At 66.1% G+C, this 23,683-nt stretch carries 28 protein-coding genes; 5 read left to right on the forward strand and 23 right to left on the reverse strand.

Annotation, left to right across the window (positions count from 1 at the left end):
- Nucleotides 1–93: 93 nt before the first annotated feature.
- From hisA to hisB, 3 genes are read right to left on the reverse strand one after another with little or no spacing between them, the layout of a single operon-like run.
- Entirely contained in the window at nucleotides 94–828 is a 735-nt protein-coding gene (gene hisA, locus NDN01_RS01260) for a 1-(5-phosphoribosyl)-5-[(5-phosphoribosylamino)methylideneamino]imidazole-4-carboxamide isomerase (RefSeq protein ID WP_272625328.1), read from the reverse strand.
- Nucleotides 825–1,436, reverse strand: coding sequence for an imidazole glycerol phosphate synthase subunit HisH (gene hisH / locus NDN01_RS01265; protein ID WP_272625329.1), 612 nt, complete (start codon nucleotides 1,434–1,436; stop codon nucleotides 825–827). The genes hisA and hisH overlap by 4 nt, the downstream gene beginning before the upstream one ends.
- Nucleotides 1,429–2,022 (reverse strand): imidazoleglycerol-phosphate dehydratase HisB, encoded by a 594-nt coding sequence (hisB, locus tag NDN01_RS01270; RefSeq protein WP_272625330.1) that lies wholly within the window; start codon nucleotides 2,020–2,022, stop codon nucleotides 1,429–1,431. Before hisB ends, hisH begins: the two co-directional genes overlap by 8 nt.
- Before the next feature lie 86 nt (nucleotides 2,023–2,108).
- Between hisB and NDN01_RS01275 the strand changes: the two genes are divergently transcribed.
- The 4 genes from NDN01_RS01275 (at nucleotide 2,109) to gmk (ending at nucleotide 5,262) form a co-directional block, all read left to right on the forward strand.
- Nucleotides 2,109–2,591 carry an SspB family protein gene (locus tag NDN01_RS01275; protein WP_272625331.1) on the forward strand — a complete coding sequence of 161 codons (483 nt, stop codon included), beginning with the start codon at nucleotides 2,109–2,111 and terminating at the stop codon, nucleotides 2,589–2,591.
- Between the two features lie 123 nt (nucleotides 2,592–2,714).
- Entirely contained in the window at nucleotides 2,715–4,100 is a 1,386-nt protein-coding gene (gene fumC / locus NDN01_RS01280; protein WP_272625332.1) for a class II fumarate hydratase, read from the forward strand.
- Nucleotides 4,101–4,323: 223 nt separating this feature from the next.
- On the forward strand, nucleotides 4,324–4,545 hold the full coding sequence (locus NDN01_RS01285; RefSeq protein WP_272625333.1) for a hypothetical protein: 222 nt from the start codon (nucleotides 4,324–4,326) through the stop codon (nucleotides 4,543–4,545).
- Between the two features lie 51 nt (nucleotides 4,546–4,596).
- Nucleotides 4,597–5,262, forward strand: a complete 666-nt coding sequence (gene gmk / locus NDN01_RS01290) for a guanylate kinase (RefSeq protein ID WP_272625334.1) — start codon at nucleotides 4,597–4,599, stop codon at nucleotides 5,260–5,262.
- A gap of 30 nt (nucleotides 5,263–5,292) precedes the next feature.
- Here the strand turns inward: gmk and NDN01_RS01295 are convergent, their stop codons facing one another.
- The 8 genes from NDN01_RS01295 to NDN01_RS01330 form a co-directional block, all read right to left on the reverse strand.
- Nucleotides 5,293–6,699, reverse strand: coding sequence for a hypothetical protein (locus NDN01_RS01295; RefSeq protein WP_272625335.1), 1,407 nt, complete (start codon nucleotides 6,697–6,699; stop codon nucleotides 5,293–5,295).
- Nucleotides 6,700–6,967: 268 nt separating this feature from the next.
- Nucleotides 6,968–7,648 carry an ATP12 family chaperone protein gene (locus tag NDN01_RS01300; protein ID WP_272625336.1) on the reverse strand — a complete coding sequence of 227 codons (681 nt, stop codon included), beginning with the start codon at nucleotides 7,646–7,648 and terminating at the stop codon, nucleotides 6,968–6,970.
- A gap of 2 nt (nucleotides 7,649–7,650) precedes the next feature.
- A complete protein-coding gene (locus NDN01_RS01305; RefSeq protein WP_272625337.1) occupies nucleotides 7,651–7,872 on the reverse strand; it encodes a hypothetical protein in 222 nt (73 codons plus the stop codon).
- On the reverse strand, nucleotides 7,869–8,531 hold the full coding sequence (locus NDN01_RS01310; protein WP_272625338.1) for an HAD-IA family hydrolase: 663 nt from the start codon (nucleotides 8,529–8,531) through the stop codon (nucleotides 7,869–7,871). Before NDN01_RS01310 ends, NDN01_RS01305 begins: the two co-directional genes overlap by 4 nt.
- Entirely contained in the window at nucleotides 8,528–9,139 is a 612-nt protein-coding gene (locus tag NDN01_RS01315; protein WP_272625339.1) for an FMN-binding negative transcriptional regulator, read from the reverse strand. Before NDN01_RS01315 ends, NDN01_RS01310 begins: the two co-directional genes overlap by 4 nt.
- A gap of 76 nt (nucleotides 9,140–9,215) precedes the next feature.
- Nucleotides 9,216–10,319, reverse strand: coding sequence for an RluA family pseudouridine synthase (locus NDN01_RS01320; RefSeq protein WP_272625340.1), 1,104 nt, complete (start codon nucleotides 10,317–10,319; stop codon nucleotides 9,216–9,218).
- On the reverse strand, nucleotides 10,316–10,693 hold the full coding sequence (crcB, locus tag NDN01_RS01325; protein ID WP_272625341.1) for a fluoride efflux transporter CrcB: 378 nt from the start codon (nucleotides 10,691–10,693) through the stop codon (nucleotides 10,316–10,318). Before crcB ends, NDN01_RS01320 begins: the two co-directional genes overlap by 4 nt.
- 135 nt (nucleotides 10,694–10,828) lie before the next feature.
- Entirely contained in the window at nucleotides 10,829–11,599 is a 771-nt protein-coding gene (locus NDN01_RS01330; RefSeq protein ID WP_272625342.1) for a hypothetical protein, read from the reverse strand.
- A 136-nt stretch (nucleotides 11,600–11,735) separates the two neighbouring features.
- Between NDN01_RS01330 and NDN01_RS01335 the strand changes: the two genes are divergently transcribed.
- A complete protein-coding gene (locus NDN01_RS01335) occupies nucleotides 11,736–11,957 on the forward strand; it encodes a hypothetical protein (protein WP_272625343.1) in 222 nt (73 codons plus the stop codon).
- 76 nt (nucleotides 11,958–12,033) lie between these two features.
- On the opposite strand, the gene NDN01_RS01340 is transcribed toward NDN01_RS01335, so the two are convergent.
- The 12 genes from NDN01_RS01340 to NDN01_RS01395 all read right to left on the reverse strand — a co-directional run bounded on the left by NDN01_RS01340 (nucleotide 12,034) and on the right by NDN01_RS01395 (nucleotide 23,650).
- On the reverse strand, nucleotides 12,034–12,600 hold the full coding sequence (locus NDN01_RS01340; RefSeq protein WP_272625344.1) for a glycine zipper 2TM domain-containing protein: 567 nt from the start codon (nucleotides 12,598–12,600) through the stop codon (nucleotides 12,034–12,036).
- A 106-nt stretch (nucleotides 12,601–12,706) separates the two neighbouring features.
- Nucleotides 12,707–13,135, reverse strand: a complete 429-nt coding sequence (locus tag NDN01_RS01345) for an OsmC family protein (protein WP_272625345.1) — start codon at nucleotides 13,133–13,135, stop codon at nucleotides 12,707–12,709.
- Nucleotides 13,136–13,223: 88 nt separating this feature from the next.
- Nucleotides 13,224–13,535: a glycine zipper 2TM domain-containing protein gene (locus NDN01_RS01350; RefSeq protein ID WP_272625346.1), complete on the reverse strand. Its 312-nt coding sequence runs from the start codon at nucleotides 13,533–13,535 to the stop codon at nucleotides 13,224–13,226.
- 900 nt (nucleotides 13,536–14,435) lie between these two features.
- On the reverse strand, nucleotides 14,436–15,362 hold the full coding sequence (locus NDN01_RS01355; RefSeq protein ID WP_272628449.1) for a bifunctional riboflavin kinase/FAD synthetase: 927 nt from the start codon (nucleotides 15,360–15,362) through the stop codon (nucleotides 14,436–14,438).
- A 58-nt stretch (nucleotides 15,363–15,420) separates the two neighbouring features.
- The gene (locus tag NDN01_RS01360) at nucleotides 15,421–16,584 is read right to left on the reverse strand and encodes a dipeptidase (protein ID WP_272625347.1); all 1,164 of its coding nucleotides are present in this window, start codon (nucleotides 16,582–16,584) and stop codon (nucleotides 15,421–15,423) included.
- A 121-nt stretch (nucleotides 16,585–16,705) separates the two neighbouring features.
- The gene (locus tag NDN01_RS01365) at nucleotides 16,706–17,191 is read right to left on the reverse strand and encodes a dihydrofolate reductase (RefSeq protein WP_272625348.1); all 486 of its coding nucleotides are present in this window, start codon (nucleotides 17,189–17,191) and stop codon (nucleotides 16,706–16,708) included.
- Between the two features lie 54 nt (nucleotides 17,192–17,245).
- On the reverse strand, nucleotides 17,246–17,380 hold the full coding sequence (locus tag NDN01_RS01370) for a hypothetical protein (protein ID WP_272625349.1): 135 nt from the start codon (nucleotides 17,378–17,380) through the stop codon (nucleotides 17,246–17,248).
- Between the two features lie 298 nt (nucleotides 17,381–17,678).
- Entirely contained in the window at nucleotides 17,679–18,473 is a 795-nt protein-coding gene (locus NDN01_RS01375) for a thymidylate synthase (RefSeq protein WP_272625350.1), read from the reverse strand.
- A 116-nt stretch (nucleotides 18,474–18,589) separates the two neighbouring features.
- On the reverse strand, nucleotides 18,590–18,958 hold the full coding sequence (locus NDN01_RS01380; protein WP_272625351.1) for a beta/gamma crystallin-related protein: 369 nt from the start codon (nucleotides 18,956–18,958) through the stop codon (nucleotides 18,590–18,592).
- 128 nt (nucleotides 18,959–19,086) lie between these two features.
- Complete coding sequence (locus NDN01_RS01385) at nucleotides 19,087–19,806, reverse strand: class I SAM-dependent methyltransferase (RefSeq protein ID WP_272625352.1); 720 nt, start codon at nucleotides 19,804–19,806, stop codon at nucleotides 19,087–19,089.
- Nucleotides 19,803–20,930 (reverse strand): peptide chain release factor 2, encoded by a 1,128-nt coding sequence (prfB, locus tag NDN01_RS01390; protein WP_272625353.1) that lies wholly within the window; start codon nucleotides 20,928–20,930, stop codon nucleotides 19,803–19,805. The genes NDN01_RS01385 and prfB overlap by 4 nt, the downstream gene beginning before the upstream one ends.
- 197 nt (nucleotides 20,931–21,127) lie before the next feature.
- Entirely contained in the window at nucleotides 21,128–23,650 is a 2,523-nt protein-coding gene (locus tag NDN01_RS01395) for a penicillin-binding protein 1A (protein ID WP_272625354.1), read from the reverse strand.
- Nucleotides 23,651–23,683 lie beyond the last annotated feature (33 nt).

Raw genomic sequence — 23,683 nt, forward strand, 5'->3', positions numbered from 1 at the left:
GAGGGTGATTCTTCTTTTGGGCCGCAGACGCGGCCGCCCCCTCTCCCATACCCTCCCCCCACAGGGGGGAGGGCGAAGAAAGAAACACGGCCCTCACGCCGCCGCCGCCACGCTCAACGCAGCCGCCAGGTCGAGCCGGCCGTCATACAGCGCCCGGCCGGTGATGACCCCTTCGATCCCGTCGACCGCGTGCAGCGCCAGGACATGGATTTCGGCAATGCCCTTCACCCCGCCGCTGGCGATCACCGGGATGCGCACCGCTCGGGCGAGATCGACCGTGGCCTCGACATTGCAACCCTTGAGCATGCCGTCGCGCCCGACATCAGTGAACAGGAGCGAGGCAACGCCGGCATCCTCGAAGCGGCGGGCCAGATCGATCACCTCGACGGTGGAAACGTCGGCCCAGCCGCGCGTCGCGACCATGCCGTCCTTCGCATCGACGGCGACGACGATGCCGCCGGGGAAATCGCGTGCCGCCTCGCGCACCAGCTCGGGATTCTCCAGCGCGGCGGTGCCGATCACGACACGCGACACGCCAAGATCGAACCAGCGTTCGATCGCGGCGCGATCCCGGATGCCGCCGCCCAACTGGACATGGCCGGGGAAGCGCTCGACGATCGACCTGACGGCGTCGCCATTGACCGAGGCCCCGGCAAAGGCGCCGTCGAGATCGACGACATGGAGATATTCAGCGCCCTGTTCCGCGAAGAGCATCGCCTGGGCGGCAGGATCGTCACCATAGACGGTCGCGCGGTCCATATCGCCCTCGGCAAGGCGGACGACCTGGCCGCCCTTGAGGTCGATGGCGGGGAAGATGATGAGGGTCATGGGCGCCATCCAAGGAAACGGGTGAGCAGTTCCAGCCCATAGCGCTGGCTCTTCTCCGGGTGGAACTGCACGCCGAGCATCGTGTCGCGGCCGATTGCCGCGGTCACCGGGCCAGCGTGATCGGTCGTGGCGATCACGTTTTCGCCTTCGAAAGCGTAGCTGTGCAGGAAATACGCCTCGCCGGCCTCGATCAACGGATGCGGGGTCACGGGAACGACATCGTTCCAGCCCATATGGGGGACCTTCGCCATCGGATCGGCCGGGTCAAGCAAGCGGACGGTGCCGCGTATCCAGCCGAGCCCCGCATGGGTGCCGGCTTCCTCGCCCGCATCGGCCATCAATTGCATGCCGACGCAGACGCCCAGGAACGGCACGCTGTCCCGCCGGACGCGCTGCTCAAGCGCCTCCACCATGCCCGGCACGGCGCGGAGCGCCGACGCGCAGGCGCCGAACGCCCCGACGCCCGGCAGCACGATCCGGTCGGCGCGCGCCACCCGGCCGGCGTCGGCGGTAATGTCGATATTGACGGCGCCGGCCGCCTTGAGCGCATTTGCGACCGAATGGAGATTGCCCGCGCCGTAATCGATCAGCGCCAGCGTCTCAGCCACCAAGCGTCCCCTTGGTCGAGGGAATCGCGTCGGCCTTGCGCGGGTCGATCTCGACGGCGGTGCGCAGTGCCCGGGCCAGGCCCTTGAACGCGCTCTCGATGATGTGGTGGTTGTTCTTGCCGTACAGCGTCTCGACGTGGAGCGTCAGGCCGGCGCTGCCGGCGAAGCTGTGGAACCAGTGCTCGAACATCTCGGTGTCCATCTCGCCAAGGCGTTTTTGCGAGAATTCGCATTTCCACACGAGATAGGGCCGCCCGGAGATGTCGAGCGCGACGCGGGTCAGCGTCTCGTCCATCGGCGACAGCGCGTCGCCATAGCGGCGGATGCCCTTCTTGTCGGCCAGCGCTTGCGCCACCGCTTCGCCGATAGCGATGCCGGTGTCCTCGACGGTATGGTGCTGGTCGATATGCAGGTCGCCGACCGCCTTCACGGTCAGGTCGATCAGCGAATGGCGCGAAAGCTGTTCGAGCATGTGATCGAAGAAACCGATTCCGGTTTCAATCGTGTAGCTGCCGGTACCGTCAAGGTTGACGGTCACGTCGATCGACGTCTCCTTGGTGGAGCGCGAGATGGTGGCGGTGCGCATCCGCATCCCCTTAGCGTCCTGTCGCACGCATGCAATCTTGCTCAGGCAATCTTGACGGGGTTCCAAACGCCGCTAGTCCATGCGCCATGAGCGATGGCCTGCCCGATAGCCTGATTCCCTATGACGAGATCGTCCAGGAGGCGTTGCGCGCCGTGGTCGGGCGTGTGCTCGGCTCGGTCGCGGAGAATGGTGGCCTGCCTGGCGACCATCATTTCTACATCACCTTCAAGACCCAGGCGGCCGGGGTCGACATCCCGCAGCGCCTGATCGAGCGTTTTCCCGACGAGATGACGATCGTGATGCAGAACCGCTATTGGGATCTGGTCGTCGACGATACCGGCTTCTCGATCGGCCTGAGCTTCAACCAGGTGCCGTCGAAGCTGGTGATTCCCTATGCTGCGGTGACGGGTTTCCACGATCCGTCAGTGAATTTCGAACTGCGTTTCCAGGCGCAGGAAGGCCCCGAGGGCCCCGACCCGCACGACGAGGCGGAGAATGACGGCCCGACCGTCACGCCGGTCGAGGATGGATCGAACGTCGTCTCGGTCGATTTCAAGCGGAAGAAGTGACGTCTGCGATCATGTGATCGTCACCCCGGACTTGTTCCGGGGGCCACTGCTCCGCACATCAGACAGCGCGGATCTTGCGGCCCGGTGGATGCCGGAACAAGTCCGGCATGACGGAAGGTGGACATGACAAATACTCGCACTGAAACCGATTCGATCGGCGCCATCGACGTCCCCGCGGACGCCTATTGGGGTGCGCAGACGCAGCGCTCCATCGAGAATTTCCCGTTCGGCGCGACCGAGCGCATGCCGATCGGCATCATCCATGCGCTTGCGCTGGTGAAGCAGGCGGCGGCGCGGGTGAACCGGGCACACGGGCTCGATCCGAAGATCGCCGACGCGATCGAGGCCGCCGCGGCGGAAGTGGCGAGCGGCAAGCTCGACGACCAATTCCCGCTGGTCATCTGGCAGACCGGTTCGGGCACCCAGAGCAACATGAACGTCAACGAGGTGATCGCCGGCCGCGCCAACGAGATGCTGGCGGGCAAGCGCGGCGGCAAATCGCCGGTTCACCCGAACGACCATGTCAATATGAGCCAGTCGTCCAACGACAGCTTCCCGACCGCACTGCACATCGCGGCGGCGATGGCGGCGACCGGGCGGCTGTTCCCGGCGCTCGACCGGCTGCACGATTCGCTGGAGGCAAAGGCCGTCGCCTGGACCGACATCGTCAAGATCGGGCGCACCCACCTGCAGGATGCGACGCCGGTCACGCTCGGGCAGGAATTCGGGGGATATGCGAACCAGCTCTATCGCTGCCGCGCGCGCATCACGCCCGGCGTGGTGCACGGTATGTGCCAGCTTGCGCAGGGTGGCACGGCCGTCGGCACGGGACTCAACGCGCCGAAGGATTTCGGGGAGGCGATCGCCGCCCAGCTCGCCGAGCTGACCGGCCTTCCGTTCTTCACGGCGGAGAACAAGTTCGAGGCGCTCGCGTCGAACGATCCGATCGTCCATCTGTCGGGCACGCTCAACACGCTGGCGGTGGCGCTGACCAAGATCGCCAACGACATCCGGCTGCTCGGGTCAGGCCCGCGCTCCGGCATCGGCGAGCTCGATCTGCCGGCGAACGAGCCGGGCAGCTCGATCATGCCGGGCAAGGTCAACCCGACTCAGTGCGAGATGCTGACCATGGTGTCGGCCCAGGTGATGGGCAACAACGCCGCGATCACCATTGGCGGGCTGCAGGGGCATCTCGAACTCAACGTGTTCAAGCCGTTGATCGGCGCGAACGTGCTTCGCTCGATCGACCTGCTGAGCGTCGGCATGGAAGGTTTTGCCGAACGCTGCGTCGACGGGCTCGAGCCGAATCGCGGGCGCATCGCCGAACTGGTCGACCGGTCGCTGATGCTGGTGACCGCGCTGGCGCCCGAGATCGGGTACGACAATGCCGCGAAGATCGCCAAGCATGCGCATGTCGAGGGGCTGACGCTGAAAGAGGCGGGGCTCGACCTCGGGCTGGTGGATGCGGCGACGTTCGACCGGCTGGTGCGGCCCGAGACGATGGTGTGACCTTCTTCAAAGCCCCTCTCCTTCAGGAGTGCAGCGGCAGCCCTGTCCCCGGACAGGGCAAAGAGCCGCTGCACTGGGTTGGGGTGGGGGAGTCCAGAACGCGATCTCACTTTTGGGGGAACCGAAAGGCCCCACCCCCAACCCCTCCCCTTAAGGGGAGGGGCTTAAGAAGGGAACCACATTTCCCCTCATGCGCTCTCACCTCCGAACGGAGGGACATCCCATGAAAGCAAGCACCATCATCGGCGGTCTGGTCGGCGGCGCGATCGACAGGCGGAAAGGCGACGACAGCAGCCTGGACGGTGCGCTGATCGGCGCCGGCGTGGTGGTTGCCGCCCGCGTGATCGTGCCGGTCGCGGTGACCTTCGCGGTTGGCTGGCTGGCCCTGCGCGGGCTGGGCAAGCTGACCGATTCAGTGCTTGGCCCGCGCCCCGCCAAAGGCTGATCTGCCGCAAGACGGGTTGACGGGAGGAGGGCGCCCGCGCCACTAGCGCGCATGGACGCCCCCGATTCCGATCCGCACGGCTTCAAACGCCGTGGCGTGCTGTTCGTCCTTTCCTCGCCGTCTGGCGCTGGCAAGTCGACGATCGCGCGCAAGCTTCGCGAGGACCAGCCCGAACTGGTCGTCTCCGTTTCCTACACGACTCGCCCGATCAGGCCCGGCGAGGTTGACGGCGTCGACTATCATTTCGTCGATCTCGAAACCTTCCGTGCGATGGTGGCGAACCACGAATTCCTCGAATGGGCGCATGTCTTCGGGCATCGTTACGGCACGCCGAAAGCGCAGGTGTGGAACGTGCTGGAGCAGGGGCGCGACATCCTGTTCGACATCGACTGGCAGGGCGCGCAGCAGCTCCACCAGCTCGCCGGCGGGGACATCGTCCGAGTCTTCATCCTGCCGCCCTCGATGACCGAGTTGCGCAGCCGGCTTGAACGCCGCGCGACCGATTCGGTCGAGGTGATCGACGCCCGCATGGACCGCGCGGCGAACGAGGTCAGCCACTGGGACGGCTACGACTATGTCCTGGTCAATGACGATGTCGACCATTGCTTCGACTGCGTGAAGACGATCCTCGCGGCCGAACGGCTCAAGCGCTCGCGCCAGACCGGCATTATCGGGTTCATCCGCAAGCTGATCCGGACATCACCCACCGGAGAATGAGCGGCCGACGGGAGAGTGATGCGCAGCGCCTCAGGGCTGCGCGTAGATTTTCTTGTCCAGGAATTCACGCATGACGGTGAACGCGTCGCTGACGCGGATGCGGTCTGCCGGAAGCGCCGCTGTCCCGCAGGCGAGCTGGAGCATCAGGCCATTGGGGGTATCGGGCAGCGCCGCCTGCCAGTCGGTCTCCCGCGAATCGAGTGCAGCGCCGTCCCGGTTGCTGAGATAGCGAAGCGCCTTCACGCGCAGGCCGGCACAATCGAAGCTGTTCGAAGAGACCATGTAATAAGGCTCCTTGTCCTTCAAGCCGACGACATAGCTGATCGAGCTCGCGCTTTTCCCGGTGCGCCGGATGGAGCCATAGTCGAGCAGGCCAAGCGAAGGGCTGTCACTGTCGCGGCGCATATCCATGATCGCCAGCTTCTGGGTCTTGCTGGTCGCGGGTAACGAGGGCACGATCCGCCGGCCCGAGGCGCATTGTTCGAAGAACCCCACGATCTGCGGCGTGACCTGGCGAAGATCGATCGATCCGCCCCAGCGGTCCGGGTCGCCATTCTCCAGCCAGACCTTCACCTTGCGCGTCTTGACCAGCCGCATCTGGTTTTCCTCGTCGAGCACCCTCGACAGATGCACCGCACCCTCCGCGAAGGTTGCGGCGCGCGGGCCGCGGCCGATCAATGCGGGCTGGTCGTCGAATTCGAAATAGGCCCCGGTCAGGCCCTTCACATGCGGTTCGCCGTCGCGGACGCTTTCGATCTCCGCTTCCATATGCAGGCGGCTTACCGAGCAGGCAAAGCCCAGCCTGACCTTCCTGTCGTAATGAACCTGCGTGATCATCAGCAGCGGCGTCATCTGCGCCAGCTCGATCCCGGCCGTCGTGGGAAGTGCGCCATTATTGGCGAAGCCAAGCCGTTCAGCGTCCTCCGACGAGAGGATGAGGAGCTCATCGGGCGCCGTCATCGATGCCAGCGTGAATGCCTCGGCATCGACGCCCATTTCGGTCAGGTAGGAGAGCATCAGGGCGGACATCGCCTGAACGTCGCTGGTCGGGGCCTTTTTCTTGTCGAGGTGGAATTGATGCAGGCCCAGGCTGCCGCTGTTATCGTCGAGGAAGCGCGCCTCGCCGCCGGCATAGGCATAGGCGCATGCGCTGGCGCAGATGGACGGCTCAGCGCCGGGGGTGCGCCGGGCGCCGACCGCGGTGTTGAAATGCAGCGCGCGGATCGCGCGGCCGAGCTCCATGCCTTCCAGGCTCAATCCGCCCGGGGAATCGAAATAGACCCTGGCCTGGGTGATGTTGTGGGCTTTCACCAAAGCGAGGAATTGCCTGGTCGTTCCGCTGGTGATGTCGCCGGTCGCGTAGATGGTCCGGTCGCCGTCCTCCAGCAGTTCCTGGCGCTGCCGGTCGGCGGGGCTGTCGGCGAGGACGAAGGTCATCGGTGTGTCGTCCGCCGTCTCCCGCGCGTCCGAGGGAGCCGCGACCGTTGCTGTCGCCAGGCCGAAACATACTGCGCTGATCGCGGCGACGATGGAGTCTGTGCGGCGGCGTGAGCGGCGGAGGCGCCCACCCGGGCAATGCCGTTTGCGCGAAATCCCGTCCCCCATCAGGCCCCCCAACCTATGGCGCCGATCAGTAAATGAGGATCGCGCGCCACGAGCTAACGGACCTTTTCCCCTTTTGTCCATGCCGTTGCGGGATTCGACCTCACAGGAGGGACAGAAACCGCGCCCCGGCGTCGAAATCGCGTCGGCGCGATTCAAGCGCATCCAGCGACAGCTCGTCCCGGCCCCATTGCTCGGCCTGCCAGTCCTCGTCGAGCTCGACCGCGCACCAGACCTCGTCAGCCGTCGCAGCCCCCTCGGCCAGCGCCAGCGCCGCGATCAGCGAGCCGCCGATGGTGATGATCGGCGAGAGCCCCGCCAGTTCCCACGCGGTGCGCGCCGACACCGCCTCCGCCAGCCGGGCGATCGTCGCCGGCGGCTGGGGGCGGTGAATCACGCCCGGGGCGATTTCGAAATGCACGTCGTAGCGTGTCCGCGCCCAATCGAGGATCGGATCCCACAGCGCCGCCTGCCGCGCGACCAGATCGTCCGGGCTTTCCGCGCGATAACAAAGCAGGTCGCTCTCGCCGAACGCGGCGAGGCCCATGGCGAAGGCAGCCGGCTCGATCCGCTCGATCGCTGCATTGGCGAGCCCGGTCAGCGGCATCGCCCGTGGGTCGATCTCAGCGCCTTCCCCGACGGCACGCCACTCGTCGGCGACCGCCTCGGCAAAGGCGAGGGTCGGGAGGACCAGCGGCTGCTTGCCCGGCGTGCGGACAGGCTTGCCATCGAGCCGTATGCCGCGATCCTCGCCGATCGCGACGGTTTTCCAGAATCGTTTCACCTTCAGGCCTCTGGCGGAGTGCGCCAGCGCCGGGCGAGCGAGCGCGGCACGATCGCGATCATCGCCAGCGCGGACAGCACGATCGCGACACCCAGGATCTTGGGGCCCAGCGTCTGCGCGCGGCCGAGCAGCACGACACCGAAGACCGCGCCGGCCGATCCGGCGAGCCGCGTGAGCGTGAGCGTGAGCCAGCGGTTGCGGGCGGTGATATCCGGGTCGGTCATACCGTCTCCATATGTTCGGGCAGGCTCGCCACCGTCACGGCGACGACATGTGCCCCGGCGGCGAGCAGTTCTTCCGGCGGATGATAGCCCCAGGCCACGCCCAGCGCCCGCGTGCCCGCCGCGCGCGCCATCATCATGTCATAGCTGGTATCGCCGATCATCACCGTCGTTTCGGGCGATGCGCCGGCTTCGGCCATGGCCAGCTCGATCATCGAGGGATGCGGCTTGGACGGGTGGCGGTCCGCGGTCTGCAGCGTGACGAAGCGGTCGGCGATCCCGTGATGCGCGAGGATTCGGGCAAGGCCGCGATCCGACTTGCCGGTTGCGACACCGAACAGCCAGCCGGCCTTTGCCAGCGCATCGAGCGCGTCCATCATGCCCTCGAACAGCGGCTCTTCGTCCATTGCGCCGGATGCGCGGAGCCGGAAGAAGGACGCCTTATATTCCTCGGCGAGCGCGCGGTGCCGGGCGTCGTCGAGGTCGGGGCTGAGCGCGGCGATCGCCTCGACCACGCTGAGCCCGATGATCCGCCGGATCGCGTCGCGGCGCGGCGCTTCAAGCCCGCCAAGCACGAATGCCTCCTCCATCGAGCGGCAGATATTCGCCTGGCTGTCGACAAGGGTGCCGTCGCAATCGAACAGGGCAAGGCGGTTGGTCATGCGTTCCTCATCAGGTCTGCGAGCGCGATATTGCCGGTATCGGCGAGGCCGTCGATAGCGCCATTGCGGTCGGTTTCGGACTTGTTCTGGCTAAGCTTGTTGGTGCCGCGCACAGCCTCGATCGTCACCTCGAAGCCGATAATCGCGCGCAGCATCGCACGGAAGCGGCCATCGTCCATCTTGGCGCGCGTCCACGGGTTTTCGGGGATCACGCGCGGCTCGTGGATCGCGGCGAGCGTGTCGAGTTGCTCGATCAATCCGTCCTCATCAAGGACACGGGCAGTCCCCTCGATCTCTACCGCGACATAGTTCCAGGTCGGCACCTGCTTGCTCGGGTCCACGTACCAATTGGGGGTAATGTAGCCGTCCGGCCCGGCGATGCTGAGCACCACGCGGGCGCCGTCGAGCAGCGGCGCGATTCGGTTGGCGCGTGCGATGTGGAACCGTACCGCCCCATTGTCAGGCTTGTCGCCGGCCGGGGCGATCGGCGCATGGGCGACCATCGGCCCGTCCACGGTCGCGGCAAGGACATGGGCAAACCCGCGCTCGACCGCCCAGTCGAGCATCGCGGCGTCGCTGTCGAAGCGAAAGGCCTTGTTCGGGTGCATGGCTTTGGCCGTAGCGTTGCGGACGAAGGAATCAATCGCAGCGCTGTTTCTTCCCTCTCCCGCCGGGAGAGGAAATTCAGCTGGCGCTCCCGCGGCTCCGCCGTTCGCCGCGCCGCGCCTTGCGGACCGTCTTGGCATGGGCCTTGGCCTGCTGCTTCTTCACTGCCTTGCTTGGCGGGGGCGGGGTGTCGAGGGGCATGTTGTTGCCGAGCATCTCGTCGAAGCCGAGTTGCTTCAGGCTCTCGGCGAAATGCTGGGGCAATTCGGCCTGGACGTCGATCTTGCCGCCATCGGGATGGTCGACGCTGATCCGGCGCGAATGGAGGTGCATCTTGCGGCTGATCCCGCCGGTCAGGAACGCTGCCTGCCCGCCATATTTGCCGTCGCCGACGATCGGGTGGCCGATCGCCGCCATGTGTACGCGCAACTGGTGGGTGCGGCCGGTATAGGGGATCAGCTCGACCCAAGCCGTGCTGTTGCCGGCGCGCTCGATCACGCGGTAGCGCGAGCGGGCCGGCTGCCCTTCCTTCTCGTCGACATGCATCTTCTCGCCGCCGCTGCCGGGCTGCTTGGCGATCGGCAGGTCGATCGTGCCGTCCTCGATCGAGGGCACGCCGACGATCAGCGCCCAATAGACCTTTTTCGCGCTGCGCGAGGAGAAGCTCTTGCCGAAGAACGCGGCCGCGCGGGTGGTCCGCGCGATCAGCAGGGCGCCTGACGTATCCTTGTCGAGCCGGTGGACCAGCTTGGGCCGGCTCTCGCCATCGAACTGGATGCCGTCGAGCAGGCCGTCGACATGCTCGATCGTCTTGGTGCCGCCCTGGGTCGCGAGGCCGGGCGGCTTGTTGAGCACGATCGCCTGCTTGTCGCGGTGGATGACGAGATCGCGGATGAAGTCGGTCTGCTCCTCGCTCAGCGGTGGGCGCTCGCGCTTCCTGGGCGCATCGGCATGGACCGGCTCGGCCGGTGGGACACGGATCGACTGGCCGGCGGCGATCCGGTCGCCTGGCGTCGCGCGCGCGCCGTCGACGCGGAGCTGACCGGTCCGCGCCCATTTGGCGACGGTGGTGAAGCTCGTGTCGGGCAGATGCCGCTTGAACCAGCGATCGAGCCTGATGCCGTCGTCATCGGCGCCGACGTTGAACTGGCGGACGTCGCTTTCGTTTCTCTTGTCGCTCATGCCGCCACCCGCACCAGCGAGAGGCCGGCGAACAGGGCGACGATCGAGCCCGCCACCGAGACCAGCGCGTACAGCACAGCCATGCCGAGATCGCCACGCTGGATCATGGTCACCATGTCGAGCGAGAAGGCCGAGAAAGTAGTATATCCGCCGAGGATGCCGACGCCGAGCAGCAGGCGCCAATTCTCGCCGGGGACTGACATGCGCGCCAGCGTGCCGACCAGCAGGCCCATGGCGAAGCCGCCGATCAGGTTCACGGCGAGCGTGCCGTAAGGAAAGGCCGGGCCGAACGCGGCAAGCGTCGCACGGCCGGTAAGATAGCGTGCGCCGGAGCCGAAGGCACCGCCCAGCATGACAAGGACAAGTTGGAACATCGGGGAGCGTTAGCGCGGATCGGGGGAAATGAGAACCTTGGGCCACAAGGCGACCAGTCAAACCCCGGAATTCTCTTCCATCGGGAAGGGGAGGGCCGGCGAGGCGATCGTCGTGACGATCCCGGGTGGCGGGGATCAGTTCCCGTTGTTCGCGACCAGATCGACGTCGGTGCCGCCATCCTTGCGGCTGGTCAGGAACAGGGCGAAGGCGCCGTTGTCGCGGTCGCGGGTGCCGCCCAGGACATGCTCGCCGCCATCGGCCTGGTGCTCGGCGGAATAGCCGGCGCGTGTGACGCGGGTGTAATACCAGTCGAGCACCGTCTGAAGCGACGCAGAGCTGGCAAAGCTGACGGCGCGGAGGGCGCAGCCGCTTGCCTCCGAGCCCGCGGCTTCAGTGACGCGCGCATCGGGATAAAGCGGCAGGTCGGCGGGCAGGCGCTGCGCCCAGCGCGCTGAATAGCGCATCGAGCCGGCGCAACCGCTGGTACGCTTGTCCTTCTGCTGCGCGGCGAGCGCGCCGAGGGTGAGCGATTCGCGTGCCGCGCGACACTGGGGGCAGCTGCCTTGCGGTGCCGGGGCTTTCCTGAGCGTCTCGCTGGTCGACGCGCCGGTCGCGGCGACCGCGCCGGACGGGGGAATGGCAACGCCGTCGGGCGGAACGGCGCCGGAATAGGGCTGGGCAGGCGGGCGGACCGCATCGTTATTCGCCTGTTGCGCGAGCTGCGGATCGACCATGATCTGGTCCTGCAGCGCGCTCGTGAGGGCGGGGTCGCGGCTCGCATTGCCGGCATCGACCAGTTCGTTGTCGAGCGAATCGAGATTGCGGTCGCCATCGCGCGGCCCGCAGGCGCTGAGCGCCACGGGCAGGACGACAAGGGCGAGGCCCCGAAACCGACTGCGCATCATTCGAACTAGAACTCCTGATCCAACCCACTGAGCATGGCGCATTTCCGGTTAAGGAAGCGTTGGTGATACCGGACCCGGCGATCGCCGCCCCTTCACCGTGCTTGCGTTGGCGCGCCGGCCCCGGCATGTTCGCGCCATGCTCAACATCCTCTCCATCCTTGTCGGCCTGCTGGTGCTGCTGCTCACCCTGGTCGGCTTCATCCCGTTCCTGGGCTGGCTAAACTGGCTGACGATCCCGATGGGCATTGTCGGCCTGGCGCTCGGGGCGCTGTCGTCGAGCAACATGGGGCGTAACCTGAACCTGGTGCTGATCATCGTCTGTGCGATCCGCCTGTTCATGGGTGGCGGCATCATCTGATCTTCACGCGTTTTGCGCGCCTATGAAAGGGCCCGGCGATCGCTCGCCGGGCCCTTCGTCGTTCCGGAACCGCCGGTTAGCGGCAGACTACCTGGCCGCGATCGATCGACTGGCCGAGCAGAGCGCCAGCTGCGCCGCCGAGCAGCGTGCCCAGCGTGCGCGACCCGCCGCCAGCGATCGAGTTGCCGACGACCGCGCCACCCAGGCCGCCGATGATCAGGCCGGTCGTGCCGTCGCTGCGCCGGCAATAATAGCGATTGTCGCCACCGCGATAGATGCGGTCGTTACGGCCAAGCCGGCGCGGCTGGTAATAGCGGCCGTCACGATAATAGCGGTCGGCATAATAGCTGCGCTGACCGGGTTCGAGCCGGTTGTAGTCATAGGTGCGATACCGGCGCCAGTCGCGGGTATCCTGGCGATAATCCCGGCGGGCGTCGCGGATATCACGGTTCCGGTCCCGTTGGGCGTCACGCAGGTCGCGTGCTGAATCGGCGTTGCGGACATCGCGGCGATAGTCGCGGTTCGCGTCCCGCACGTCGCGGCGGTAATCGCGGGCTGCCTCGCCCGGGGTGGACTGCGCCAGTGCCGGCACGGCCGGGACGGCGATGGCGGCGACAAGCGCGGCCAGCAAGATCTTGCGCATGGCTGTTCTCCTTGATCCTTGCGGTAGATCAAGAACCCGCACGGCCCCGTGAAGTTGCGTGAACGGAAAACTACGTTCCGTTCACGCAACCGCAATGGCGGGAGAATCAGGCGTTCAGGCGGTGCGTCAGCGTGATTTCAGCGTTGAGTACCTTGGATACCGGGCAATTCGCCTTGGCGTCCGCGGCGATCTCGGCGAACTGGTCGGCGTCGATCCCGTCGATCGTCGCCGTCAGATCAAGGTCTGAACGGGTGATGGTGAAACCGGCATCCTGCTTTTCGAGGGTTACCTTCGCGGTCGTCTCCAGCGTGCCGGCGGAAAAGCCGGCGCGGGCCAGGGCGAAGCTGAGTGCCATGGTGAAGCAGCTCGCATGCGCGGCGGCGATCAGTTCCTCGGGGTTGGTGCCCGGGCCTTCCTCGAACCGGCTGTTGAAACCATAGGGATTGTCGGCAAGCGCCCCCGATTGGGTCGACACATGGCCGGCGCCGTCCTTGCCGAAACCTTCATACCGGGCCGATCCGCTGCGAGTCGTCATTGTGGGTCTCCTGCGATTGGAAGACCCGGATACACGAAGGGCGCGGATCGCGCCGCGCCCTTCGCCAATTTTTTAGCTGAACGTCAGCTCAGCGGCAGCGACGCTTGCTGCCGCCGCGGTCGATCTCGCGTCCGGCGAGGCCGCCAAGGACTGCGCCGCCGAGCGTGCCGACAGTGCGGTCGCCATGAGTGTCGATCGTGCGGCCAAGCAGCGCACCGCCCACGGCACCGACGAGCAGGCCGGTCGTTCCGTCCGACTTGCGGCAATAGGTACGGCCGTCACGGCCACGCCATTCCTTGTACTTGTAATCCCTGCGCGCCTCGGCGCCGGTGACCGGGACCGCCATGGTTGCCGGAATCACAAGTGAAGCGGCGACAGCCGCCATCATCATCTTTCGCATTATTCTACTCCCGTGCCTTGAATCACTATCAGGGGCGTAACGCTCCCTTTGTGGCTGAAGTTGCATGAACGGGAAACAACGGACCGTTCATGCAGCGCAGGCCGGGGAATCTTCTCCACGATATCCACGTTATCCACAGCTTCGCGGTGTCGTTTGACCCTTTGCACGACTCGGATTCAATGACAGCATCATGACTGTAAGCGGACGATGCGGAAGCGAGAAATCGCAGAAATATCAGAAGCTTATGCTGGAATTTCGAACAGGTGCCGCAAGGAAACCGTTCATGTTCCAGGGGAATGTCAGACCGTGCAGGAAGGCCCGCCGTCGCGAAAGCGAGGGCTTGGCGGACAGGCAGGGAAGGGTGTTCCAGGCGCTCTCTCCCGTCCCCGCGACATGGAAAGGGCGTTGGCTGCGAAGACCGGAGACGCGCTGCCCGGCAACGGGTGGAAGGTGATCCAGAGATAGTGGCCAAGGCGCGATTGTCGGGTTTCGGCCTGACTGTCGAGCTGGCCGCCGGAGACCGCGGTGTTGAGGCCCGAAAGGGTATCGCGCCCGGCCCCGGTGACCGAAATGCGAAGCCTAGGGCCGTTCGCGGCGCGGGTGGAGCATGCCGCCGAAACCAGAAGGCGCAGGTGTCTCCCCGGAGGTGCCAAGCGGGTCGAAGTCCGGCGACAGGGGGTCGGCAGCGATGCCGGCCCCCATTTTGCGTCCGCGCATTCCCGGCAGTGCGGGCGCGCGGGCCCTGCGTGATGCTCACTTGTGCATCATATGCGCCTATACGGAAAATCCAGACTGCCATGTTACCCATGGGCTCCCTCAGCCTTCGCCGGGGAAGCATGAAGGGTATGTGCTGAAATAAGGCAGGCCGACCACGTTCCAGGTCGAACTGGCGCAGGAAACCTAACCCGCGAGCAATTCCTTCGCCCGCGCGCAATCCTTCTCCATCTGGGCGATCAGGGCGTCGAGCGAGTCGAACTTCGCTTCCGGGCGCAGGAAGTCGACCAAGGAGATTTCGATCGTCTGGTTGTACAGGTCGCCGGAGAAGTCGAAGAAATAGGGCTCGAGCAATTCCTTGGGCGGATCGAAGCTGGGGCGGACGCCGAGATTGGCCGCACCGTCAAGCACCCGCCCGTCGGGCAGCCGGCCGCGCACTGCGTAGATGCCGTAAGCCGGGCGCAGGTAATTGCCCATGTCGATATTGGCGGTCGGATAGCCGATCTCGCGGCCGCGCTTGTCGCCATGCTGGACCACGCCTTCGATCGCGAAGGGCCGGGTGAGCAGCCGCGCCGCGCCGCGCGGATCGCCGCCAATCAGCAGGTCGCGGATCCGGCTCGAAGAGACTTCCTCGCCGTCGAGCGCGACCGGCTTCACCGTGTCGACCGAAAAGCCGTTCTTCGCGCCGAGATCGGCCAGCACGTCGACATTGCCGCCGCGTGCCTTGCCGAAGGTGAAATCCTCGCCCGTCACCACCCCGCCGGCGCCGATCTTGTCGAGCAGACGGTCAGCGACGAATTCCATCGCGGTCAGGCCGGCAAGCACCGCGTCGAACCCGAACACGATCATGGCGTCAGCGCCCGCCGCGTCGAACAGGCGCTCGCGCTGGTCGAGCGTCGTCAGGCGAAAGGGCGGGGCGTCGGGTTTGAAATGGCGCACGGGATGGGGGTCGAAGGTGGCGACCAGCACCGGGCGGCCTTCAGCACGGGCGCGCTCGACCGCCCGGCCGACCACTGCCTGATGCCCCATGTGGAACCCGTCGAAATTCCCCAGCGCGACGATTCCGCCCCGAAGTTCGGGAGGTACCGTCGAACCACCGTCAAGCCGCTCCATGGGATTGCGCATAGGGGGCGAGCGAGCGGGACACAATCCTCCCCGATACGGGGAGGAATTACTGTGGCGCTATCCCCGCGCGGAGCAGGCGCAGCACGTTGCCGCCCATCACCTTGGCGATATCCGCATCCGAAAATCCGCGGTCGATCAGCGCCTGGGTCACCGCGACGACCTGGCTTGCGTCGAATCCTGTGGTCACCGCGCCGTCGAAGTCGGAGCCGAGGCCGACATGATCGATGCCGACGAGATCGCGGACATGGGCAATGGCGGCTGCCGCCGCGCGAGGGTCGGTCGAGCAGATCGCGCCGTCCCAATAGCCGATGCCGATCACACCGCCGGTCCGCGTGATGCCGCGAATCTCATCGTCGGTCAGGTTGCGGTTGACCTTGCAGGTCGCCTGCACGCCAGTGTGGCTGGCGACGATCGGGCGCTTCGCCATCGCGATCACCTGCGCCGTGGTGGCGTGGCTCGAATGCGCGACATCGACGATCATGCCGATCTTTTCCATCCGGCGCACGACCTGGATGCCGAGCGGGGAGAGGCCGCCCTTGGCCACGCCGTGCATCGACCCGGCAACGTCATTGTCGAAGAAATGCGCGAGACCGGCCATGCGGAATCCGGCGGCGTGGAGCCGGTCGAGATTGTCGAGCTTGCCCTCGATATCCTGCAGCCCCTCGATCGACAGCATGCCGCCCACGACCTTGTTGCCGGCGGCGCGATCGGCCAGCAGCTTGTCGAGGTCGGCCTGGCTATGGATGACCCGCAACTGGCCGTTCGAGGCGGCGGCATAACGATCGAGCTTGGTCGCGTGCCACAGCGAGCGCTGGAGCAGCGAGTTCCAGGTGCGCGTCGGCTGGAGATCGGCAATGACCAATTGGGTGATATTGTCGGTGTCGCCGGTGTTGGCGTCGTAATTCTGGCCCTTCGGGGTCTTGGTGACCGAGGAGAAGACCTGAAGCGCGTAATTGCCCTGGATCAGCCGGGGCAGGTCGACCTGGCTGCGATCGACCCGGTCGAGCAGGCTGCGTTTCCACAGCAGGGTGTCGGCATGCATGTCCGCGACCTGCAATGTCGCATGGAGTTCCCGGGCATGGGGCGAGATCTTCAGCGCGACTGGCCGAACCTTGTTCATCGAACGCTCGATCATCACCGGCGCGAGGGCGAAGAACGCGATCGCGGCGACAAGAACCAGGGCAAGGATGCCCCACAGCCATTTGCGCATTTGTCAGGCCCTCCGTCATGCCGGACTTGTCCCCGGCATTCACGGTGCCGCGTCGTCCGATGTCTGACCTATGCGGGACGGTTGCCCCCGGAACAAGCCCGGCCTGAGCTTGGCGAGAGATTCAGGCGCGAGCGAGCGTCACGAAACTATAGGCTGGCCTGTCGCCTTCAGCGGGGTGATCCTCGCGCATGATCTCGCGCCAGCCGGTGAAGGCGGGGACGACCGCGTCGCCCTCGGGTGCGGCATGGACTTCGGTCATTTCGACCCGTTCGGCACGGGACAGGAATAAAGCGAAGATCTGTGCGCCGCCGATCACAGCGATCTCGGGCGAATCGGCGATGGCGATCGCTGCATCGATGTCGCGCGCCACCTCGGCCCCCGGGGCAGACCAGTCGGGGTCGCGAGTCAGCACGATGTGGCGGCGGCCGGGCAAGGGCGCGGGGAAGCTTTCGAAGGTCTTTCGGCCCATGATCATCGGCTTGCCCATGGTCTGGGCCTTGAAGCGCTTCAGATCGGCCGGCAGGCGCCATGGCAGTCCGCCGTCGCGCCCGATCACGCCATTGTCGGCGCGGGCAAGGTGGAAGGTGATGCGGGGCGAAATCGACATTCGCCGCTTATGCGATGCGCGGCGCCGTGGTGCCACCGCCTTGTGCGGCGCAGTTCATGATGGAATCGCGATCGGAGGGCAGAGATGAGTCATCTTCAATTTGGGCTCCGCCTGGGGTGATTGCACCAGCAGTTGCAGCAACGCGGCGGCCAGCGTTGCCGTCACGATCGTGACCTGAATTTCCCGCATGTCCCTCTCCCTTGGTCCCTGTGTGACTACGTATGTAGTCGTGCGACTGAACGGAGGCTGAATCGGTCGTCGGGAATGGCGTCGATCGGGATGGCGAGGGCTATCGTATCGCGGTCGATATGATCGACGAACGCCGGGCAGATATCTGGCTCGCAACGGAGACCGGGCAACGATCAAGTCCGTCATGCCGGACTCGTTCCGGCATCCACCGTTCCGCCGGGGCCGAAGCCTGTTGGTACGCGGCGCAGTAGACCCCGGAACAAGTCCGGGTGACGCTTCAAGCGAGGTGGATCAAACCCTAGACCGCCACCGGCGCCTTGATGTGCGCCTGCGCCTCATAACCGACGAGGCGGAAATCCTCATAGTCATACTGGTCGATCCTGTCGGGCTTGCGCAGGATCTCAAGCCGCGGCAGCGGGCCGGGGGTGCGGGACAGTTGCTCGCGCGCCTGGTCGAGATGGTTCGAATAGAGATGGCAATCGCCGCCGGTCCAGATGAACTCGCCCGGCTCGAGCCCGCATTGCTGCGCCAGTATATGAGTCAGCAGTGCATAGCTCGCGATGTTGAACGGCACGCCCAGGAAAATGTCGGCCGAGCGCTGGTAGAGCTGAAGCGACAGCCGGCCATTGGCGACATGGGTCTGGAACAGGCAGTGGCAGGGCGCGAGCGCCATGGCGTGAAGATCGCCGGGATTCCACGCACTGACGATCTGGCGGCGGGAGGCCGGGCTGGTCCTGATCTGCTCGATCAGCTCGGCGATCTGGTCGATATGGCGGCCGTCCGCGGTTTCCCAGTCCCGCCATTGCTTGCCGTAGACGGGGCCGAGTTCGCCGGCCTCATCGGCCCATTCATCCCAGATGCTGACCTTGCGGTCGCGCAGCCACTGGACGTTGGTGTCACCGCGCAGGAACCATAGCAGTTCGACGATGATCGAGCGGAGGTGCAGCTTCTTGGTGGTGACGACGGGGAAGCCGTCCGCCAGATCGAAGCGCATCTGATGGCCGAACACCGAGAGCGTGCCGGTGCCGGTCCGGTCCATCTGTTGCGCGCCGGTATCGAGCACGCGCCGCATGAGGTCGAGATAGGGCTGCATCGACTTGAGATAGCGCGCGCGGCCCGGTGCGCCAAGCGTGCTCGGCTGCAGCCCGTCGGAGAATCGGAGACAGCCGCCGGATCAGGCCCGGCGGCTGTCCCGGCAGTCGCGTCGACTCAGCGCCAGCGCCGGCGCGGAAGCGGACGGATCGAGGAAATCTTGTCGTCCAGCCCCAGTCGCGTAAGACGCCCGATCGACCGGTCGATGACTTCGCAGCGCCCGCGATAATAATCGTCGACACAGACCTGCCACCTGCCGCTCTCGACACTGATGGAGGATATGCGATCTTCCATGCCCGTTGGGCCGAGGCGGCTGATCGGGCCAGTGATTTCCATGCTTCTGCCGCGGAAATCGTCGTCGACGAAGACAGTGATGTGAGGTCCATAGTCCCGACCGCGATAATCATCGCGATCCCGGTCCTGCGCGACGGACGGGGCCGCCGCAACTACCATCATGGTCAGTGCAACAAGCTTCAGCGTCTTCATGGTATTCTCCTGTTGAGCCGGGAATCTGCCGCTGTCCGGTTCGGTGCATTAAGCAGCAATTGGCGATCTGCGATATCGTGACTGACTGCGGAATGAACGCTCGCCATGATCTTTCCCGATGTCGTTCGTCAGGCGCTCAGCTTGCAGGGTTTTATCGCACGCGGCTCCGGCCGGGGGCCGACGGCGCGGAAGGTCGCGAGATAGCCGCCGGCGGACGGCATGTCGTACATCCCGACCTGGGTATAGCCGACCGCGGCGAATTCGCAGCGCAGCAGCCCGGGCGGGGTGCCGTGATTCTGGGTCGGCCGGTTGGCGTCGACCACCACGACCAGGCCATCGGGTTTCAGCGACGGGCGCATCCGCCAGAGGAATTCATAGGGCTGCTCGATCTCATGGTACATGTGCACCATCAGCACCCGGTCGAAGCTCGCATCGGGGAGGCGCGGATTGGCCGGGAGGCCGAGGCGCACGCTGACATTGTCGAGCCGCTCGCGCGCGACGCGTTCGGCCAGGGTGTCGCGGACCCCGGCGACGATGTCCTCGGCCAGCACGCGGCCCTCCTTGCCGACGCGGGCGGCTGCGCGGATGGTATAGTAGCCTTCACCCGCGCCGATATCGGCGACGGTCATCCCGGCCTTGAGCCCGGCCTTGTTCATTACCTCGGACGCTTCGTTCAGCCTGTCGCGCGCTTCCTCGGTCGACCAGCGTGACGAGATGATATGCGCAACGGGGCGATCGGCGGCGGGGAAGGGGCCCGCCTTGTCCTGCTCGTCGTCGACGCTCGGCTGGCCCGGCTCGCAGCCCGCGAGCAGCAATGCCGCGCACGCAAGGGCCGCGACGAGTCTCACTCGACGTCCTCCACCTCGACCGTCTCCCCGGTCACCCGCTGCGACAGCGCCGCGGCCATGAAGGGATCGAGATCGCCGTCGAGCACGTCGGACGGGCTGGTCGAGGTCACGCCGGTGCGCAGGTCCTTCACCAGCTGATAGGGCTGGAGGACGTAGGATCGGATCTGGTGGCCCCAGCCGATATCGGTCTTGGCAGCGTTCTCCGCATTGGCCGCCGCCTCGCGGATCTGCAGCTCGCGCTCGTAGAGCTTGGCGCGGAGCTGGTTGTATGCCTCGGCCTTGTTCTTGTGCTGGCTTCGCTGGTTCTGGCACTGGACGACGATGCCGGTCGGGATATGCGTGATGCGCACGGCCGAATCGGTCGTGTTGATGTGCTGCCCGCCCGCGCCGGACGCGCGATAGGTGTCGATGCGCAGCTCGCTCTCGTTGACCTCGACCTCGATATTCTCGTCGATGACGGGGTAGACCCACACGCTGGCGAAGCTGGTGTGGCGGCGCGCCGCGCTGTCATAGGGGCTGATGCGGACGAGGCGGTGAACGCCGCTTTCCGTCTTGGCATAGCCATAGGCGTTCTCGCCCTTCAGCAGCATCGTCGCCGACTTGATGCCGGCCTGCTCGCCCGAATGCTGGTCGACCAGCTCGACCTTCATGCCATGGCGCTCGGCCCAGCGCGTGTACATGCGCTGGAGCATGCCGGCCCAGTCCTGGCTCTCGGTGCCGCCGGCGCCCGAATTGACCTCGATATAGGTGTCGTTGCCGTCGGCCTCGCCGGCGAGCAGCGCCTGGATCTTGTCATGTTCCGCGCGCGCGGCGAGCTCGGCGAGGCTCTTCGTGCCGTCAGCGGCCATTTCCTCGTCGCCCTCGGCCTCGGCCATCTCGATCAGCTCGGCCGTGTCGGACAGCTCGCTCTGGATCGCGCGGGTGGCGTTGATCGCCTCTTCCAGGCGCCGACGCTCGCGCATCACCTCCTGCGCGAGCTTAGGGTCGTTCCACAGCGCCTGGTCCTCGACGCGCGCATTCAGCTCGTCGAGCCGACGCAGCGCGCGATCCCAGTCGAGGAAGCGGCGGAGCAGCGCGAGCGCGTCATTGATGGTGTCGACATGAGCCTGCGCTTCGGCGCGCATGGTAGGAACTCCGAAAGAATACACGTCATGCCGGCACATGCCGGCTCACTGGGATATAGGGCGGGCTAGTAGATTCCGCCCTCTCTTGGCAAGGAGCGGCGATCATTCGATGCGATTTAGCGCCTGTCCGGCGCGCCTGAAAGCCTTTCGGGCCGGGCGACGAACCCGCACGGAATGTACCCATGCGGGGCCCCGCGCTAATAGATGCCGCCCTCGCGCTGCAGGAAGTCGCTGTCGCGCGGGGCCGCTTCCCGGCGCTGGACCGGCTTTGCTTCCTTCGGCTTGTCGGCGGCGTCCTGTTCATTGTCGTGGCGGGCGGCGCGGCGCGGTTCGCTCTCCGGCTTGAACGCTTCCCAGATCACCGCCGCCTTGGGATCGGTGGTCGGCCAGGCGCCGAAGACCGGCTTGCCCGAGGCACGGTCGATCCGCACCATGCGGATGCCGGCGGGCGCGCGGAACGGGATCTTCTCCATTCCCTCATAGGCCTTGACCGCGAATTCCTTGAAGATCGGCGCGGCGATCGTGCCGCCCTGGGCATAGCCACCCAGGCCGGTCGGCGAATCATAGCCGATATAGACGCCGCCGATCATCTGCGGCGTGCCGCCGATGAACCAGACGTCGGTCGGCCCGGAATTGGTGCCGGTCTTGCCGAACATCGGCCGGTCGAGATCGCGCAGCACGGTCGCGGTGCCGCGCTGGATCACGCCCTCGGCGATGTGCACCATCTGGTAGGCACTCTGCGCGTCGACGATCTGGCGACCCCGGCTGACCGGGCGCGGCATCGCCTTGCCGTTCCAGTCGGGCGCGTTGCAGCGGTCGCACGGGCGCCAGCTCTCGGGCCAGATCACCTTGCCGTGACGGTCCTGGACGAAATCGATCAGGGTCGCCGGGTGGCCACGGCCCTGGTTGGCGAGGATCGCATAGGCGTTGACCATGCGCATCACCGTCGTCTCGCCCGCGCCCAGCGCGAAGGACAGATAGGGCGGATATTTGCCGACGCCGATCCGGTCCATCAGCGACACGACATGCTCCATGCCGGTCTGCGAGGCGGCGCGCACCGTCATCAGGTTGCGCGACTGCTCGACGCCCCAGCGCATGGTGTGCGGACCGGATCCGCCGCCGCCGAAGTTGCGGAAGCATTTCTGGCCGAGCCGGGCGCCCTGATAGACGCAGAACGGCCCGTCGATGATGATCGAGGCAGGGGTCATCCCGCCCTGAAGCGCCGCGGCATAGACGATCGGTTTGATCGTCGATCCGGGCTGGCGCATCGCCTGGGTGGCGCGGTTGAACGACTGGATGCTCGAATCGAATCCGCCCTGCATCGCCAGCACGCGGCCGGTCGCCGGTTCCTCGACGACGAAGCCGCCGGAAATCTTGGGGACCGAGCGAAGCGCGAAGGCGCCGCCCTCGGGCGCGACGGCCAGGATGTCGCCGACTTTCAGCGCGGCGAAGGCAGTACCGCCCTGGCCCCGGACGGGCATCTGGGCGGCCCAGCGCGGCAGAATGCCGGTCTGGCCGTTGCTGAAGCCGATCGTGGCCGAGTCGCCACTGATCGCGGTGACGATCGCGGCGCGCCAGTCGAGATAGTCGAGCCGGAGATTGGTGTTGAGCAGCGCCGACTGCCAGGTGTCGCCGCCGATCTCGACATGGCGCAGCGGCCCGCTCCAGCCACGGCCCCGGTCGAAGCGGAGCAGGCCGTTGCGGAGCGCGGTCTGCGCGTCGAGCTGAAGCTTGGTGTCGAGCGAGGTGCGCACCCACAGGCCGCCCGAATAGACGCTGTACGGCCCGGCCTTCTCGTCCTCGCCGAACTTGTCGATCAGCTGGCGGCGGACCTCCTCGACGAAATAGCCGGCGCCCGCGACCTCGGTCTTCGGGGTCTGGCGGGGCACGGCGCCGATCGGCTCGGCGCGCGCCTGGTCATATTGCGCCTGGTCGATGAACTCGTTCTTGAGCATCTCGCGCAGGACATAGTTGCGCCGGCCGAGCGCGCGTTCGGTGCTGCGGAACGGGTCGTAGTTGGACGGGCCCTTGGGCAGGATGGCGAGATAGGCCATCTGCGCCAGATCGAGCTGGTTCAGCTCCTTGTTGAAATAGGCATAGCTCGCCGCCTCGACGCCGAACGCATTCCGGCCGAGCGCGATCTGGTTGAGATAGAGTTCGAGGATCTGCGGCTTGGTCAGCGCGTCCTCGATCCGGTAGGCGAGGATCGCCTCCTTGATCTTGCGGGTCGGCGAATAGGTGTTGCCGATCAGCAGGTTCTTCGCGACCTGCTGGGTGATGGTCGATCCGCCCTTGGCGCGCCGCCCGGTGCCGAACTTCGTGGCATAGTCGATTACCGCGCCCGCCATGCCGGGATAGTCGACGCCGTGATGCTCGAAGAAGGTCTTGTCCTCGGCGGCGAGGAAGGCGCGGACGAGCAGGGGCGGATATTCAGCGTAGCTCAGCTCGACCCGGCGCTCGCGGGCATAGCTGTGGATCGGGATGCCGTCGACGCCGCGCACATTGGTGGGCAAGGGCGGCTCATAGGCGCGCAGCTTGTCGACCGAGGGCAGTTCGCTCGCGAAGATATACCAGAAGATGGCGTAGGCGATCGCGATCAGCACCGCGAGGACGGCAAGCACCTTCACCCACCAGCGCCCCCATGCACGCTGGGCAAATCCGCGAATCCCCTCCACTTCGCGGCGAAGGCGGAAATTCACGCTGGATTCGGTATCGGTCATACAGGGCCAAGGCTCTAGCAAGTTTCTCGGCGC

It is taken from the genome of Sphingomonas sp. QA11, assembly GCF_028473665.1.
GTDB lineage: Bacteria > Pseudomonadota > Alphaproteobacteria > Sphingomonadales > Sphingomonadaceae > Sphingomonas > Sphingomonas phytovorans.

What these genes read in the sequence shown, in the direction of transcription:
- hisA (WP_272625328.1), bottom strand. Translation starts at nt 828, where the DNA reads ATGACCCTCATCATCTTCCCCGCCATCGACCTCAAGGGCGGCCAGGTC.
- hisB (WP_272625330.1), bottom strand. Translation starts at nt 2,022, where the DNA reads ATGCGCACCGCCACCATCTCGCGCTCCACCAAGGAGACGTCGATCGAC.
- NDN01_RS01275 (WP_272625331.1), top strand. Translation starts at nt 2,109, where the DNA reads ATGAGCGATGGCCTGCCCGATAGCCTGATTCCCTATGACGAGATCGTC.
- fumC (WP_272625332.1), top strand. Translation starts at nt 2,715, where the DNA reads ATGACAAATACTCGCACTGAAACCGATTCGATCGGCGCCATCGACGTC.
- NDN01_RS01285 (WP_272625333.1), top strand. Translation starts at nt 4,324, where the DNA reads ATGAAAGCAAGCACCATCATCGGCGGTCTGGTCGGCGGCGCGATCGAC.
- gmk (WP_272625334.1), top strand. Translation starts at nt 4,597, where the DNA reads ATGGACGCCCCCGATTCCGATCCGCACGGCTTCAAACGCCGTGGCGTG.
- NDN01_RS01295 (WP_272625335.1), bottom strand. Translation starts at nt 6,699, where the DNA reads ATGACCTTCGTCCTCGCCGACAGCCCCGCCGACCGGCAGCGCCAGGAA.
- NDN01_RS01305 (WP_272625337.1), bottom strand. Translation starts at nt 7,872, where the DNA reads ATGACCGACCCGGATATCACCGCCCGCAACCGCTGGCTCACGCTCACG.
- NDN01_RS01310 (WP_272625338.1), bottom strand. Translation starts at nt 8,531, where the DNA reads ATGACCAACCGCCTTGCCCTGTTCGATTGCGACGGCACCCTTGTCGAC.
- NDN01_RS01315 (WP_272625339.1), bottom strand. Translation starts at nt 9,139, where the DNA reads ATGCACCCGAACAAGGCCTTTCGCTTCGACAGCGACGCCGCGATGCTC.
- NDN01_RS01320 (WP_272625340.1), bottom strand. Translation starts at nt 10,319, where the DNA reads ATGAGCGACAAGAGAAACGAAAGCGACGTCCGCCAGTTCAACGTCGGC.
- crcB (WP_272625341.1), bottom strand. Translation starts at nt 10,693, where the DNA reads ATGTTCCAACTTGTCCTTGTCATGCTGGGCGGTGCCTTCGGCTCCGGC.
- NDN01_RS01330 (WP_272625342.1), bottom strand. Translation starts at nt 11,599, where the DNA reads ATGATGCGCAGTCGGTTTCGGGGCCTCGCCCTTGTCGTCCTGCCCGTG.
- NDN01_RS01335 (WP_272625343.1), top strand. Translation starts at nt 11,736, where the DNA reads ATGCTCAACATCCTCTCCATCCTTGTCGGCCTGCTGGTGCTGCTGCTC.
- NDN01_RS01340 (WP_272625344.1), bottom strand. Translation starts at nt 12,600, where the DNA reads ATGCGCAAGATCTTGCTGGCCGCGCTTGTCGCCGCCATCGCCGTCCCG.
- NDN01_RS01345 (WP_272625345.1), bottom strand. Translation starts at nt 13,135, where the DNA reads ATGACGACTCGCAGCGGATCGGCCCGGTATGAAGGTTTCGGCAAGGAC.
- NDN01_RS01350 (WP_272625346.1), bottom strand. Translation starts at nt 13,535, where the DNA reads ATGCGAAAGATGATGATGGCGGCTGTCGCCGCTTCACTTGTGATTCCG.
- NDN01_RS01355 (WP_272628449.1), bottom strand. Translation starts at nt 15,362, where the DNA reads ATGGAGCGGCTTGACGGTGGTTCGACGGTACCTCCCGAACTTCGGGGC.
- NDN01_RS01360 (WP_272625347.1), bottom strand. Translation starts at nt 16,584, where the DNA reads ATGCGCAAATGGCTGTGGGGCATCCTTGCCCTGGTTCTTGTCGCCGCG.
- NDN01_RS01365 (WP_272625348.1), bottom strand. Translation starts at nt 17,191, where the DNA reads ATGTCGATTTCGCCCCGCATCACCTTCCACCTTGCCCGCGCCGACAAT.
- NDN01_RS01370 (WP_272625349.1), bottom strand. Translation starts at nt 17,380, where the DNA reads ATGCGGGAAATTCAGGTCACGATCGTGACGGCAACGCTGGCCGCCGCG.
- NDN01_RS01375 (WP_272625350.1), bottom strand. Translation starts at nt 18,473, where the DNA reads ATGCAGCCCTATCTCGACCTCATGCGGCGCGTGCTCGATACCGGCGCG.
- NDN01_RS01380 (WP_272625351.1), bottom strand. Translation starts at nt 18,958, where the DNA reads ATGAAGACGCTGAAGCTTGTTGCACTGACCATGATGGTAGTTGCGGCG.
- prfB (WP_272625353.1), bottom strand. Translation starts at nt 20,930, where the DNA reads ATGCGCGCCGAAGCGCAGGCTCATGTCGACACCATCAATGACGCGCTC.
- NDN01_RS01395 (WP_272625354.1), bottom strand. Translation starts at nt 23,650, where the DNA reads ATGACCGATACCGAATCCAGCGTGAATTTCCGCCTTCGCCGCGAAGTG.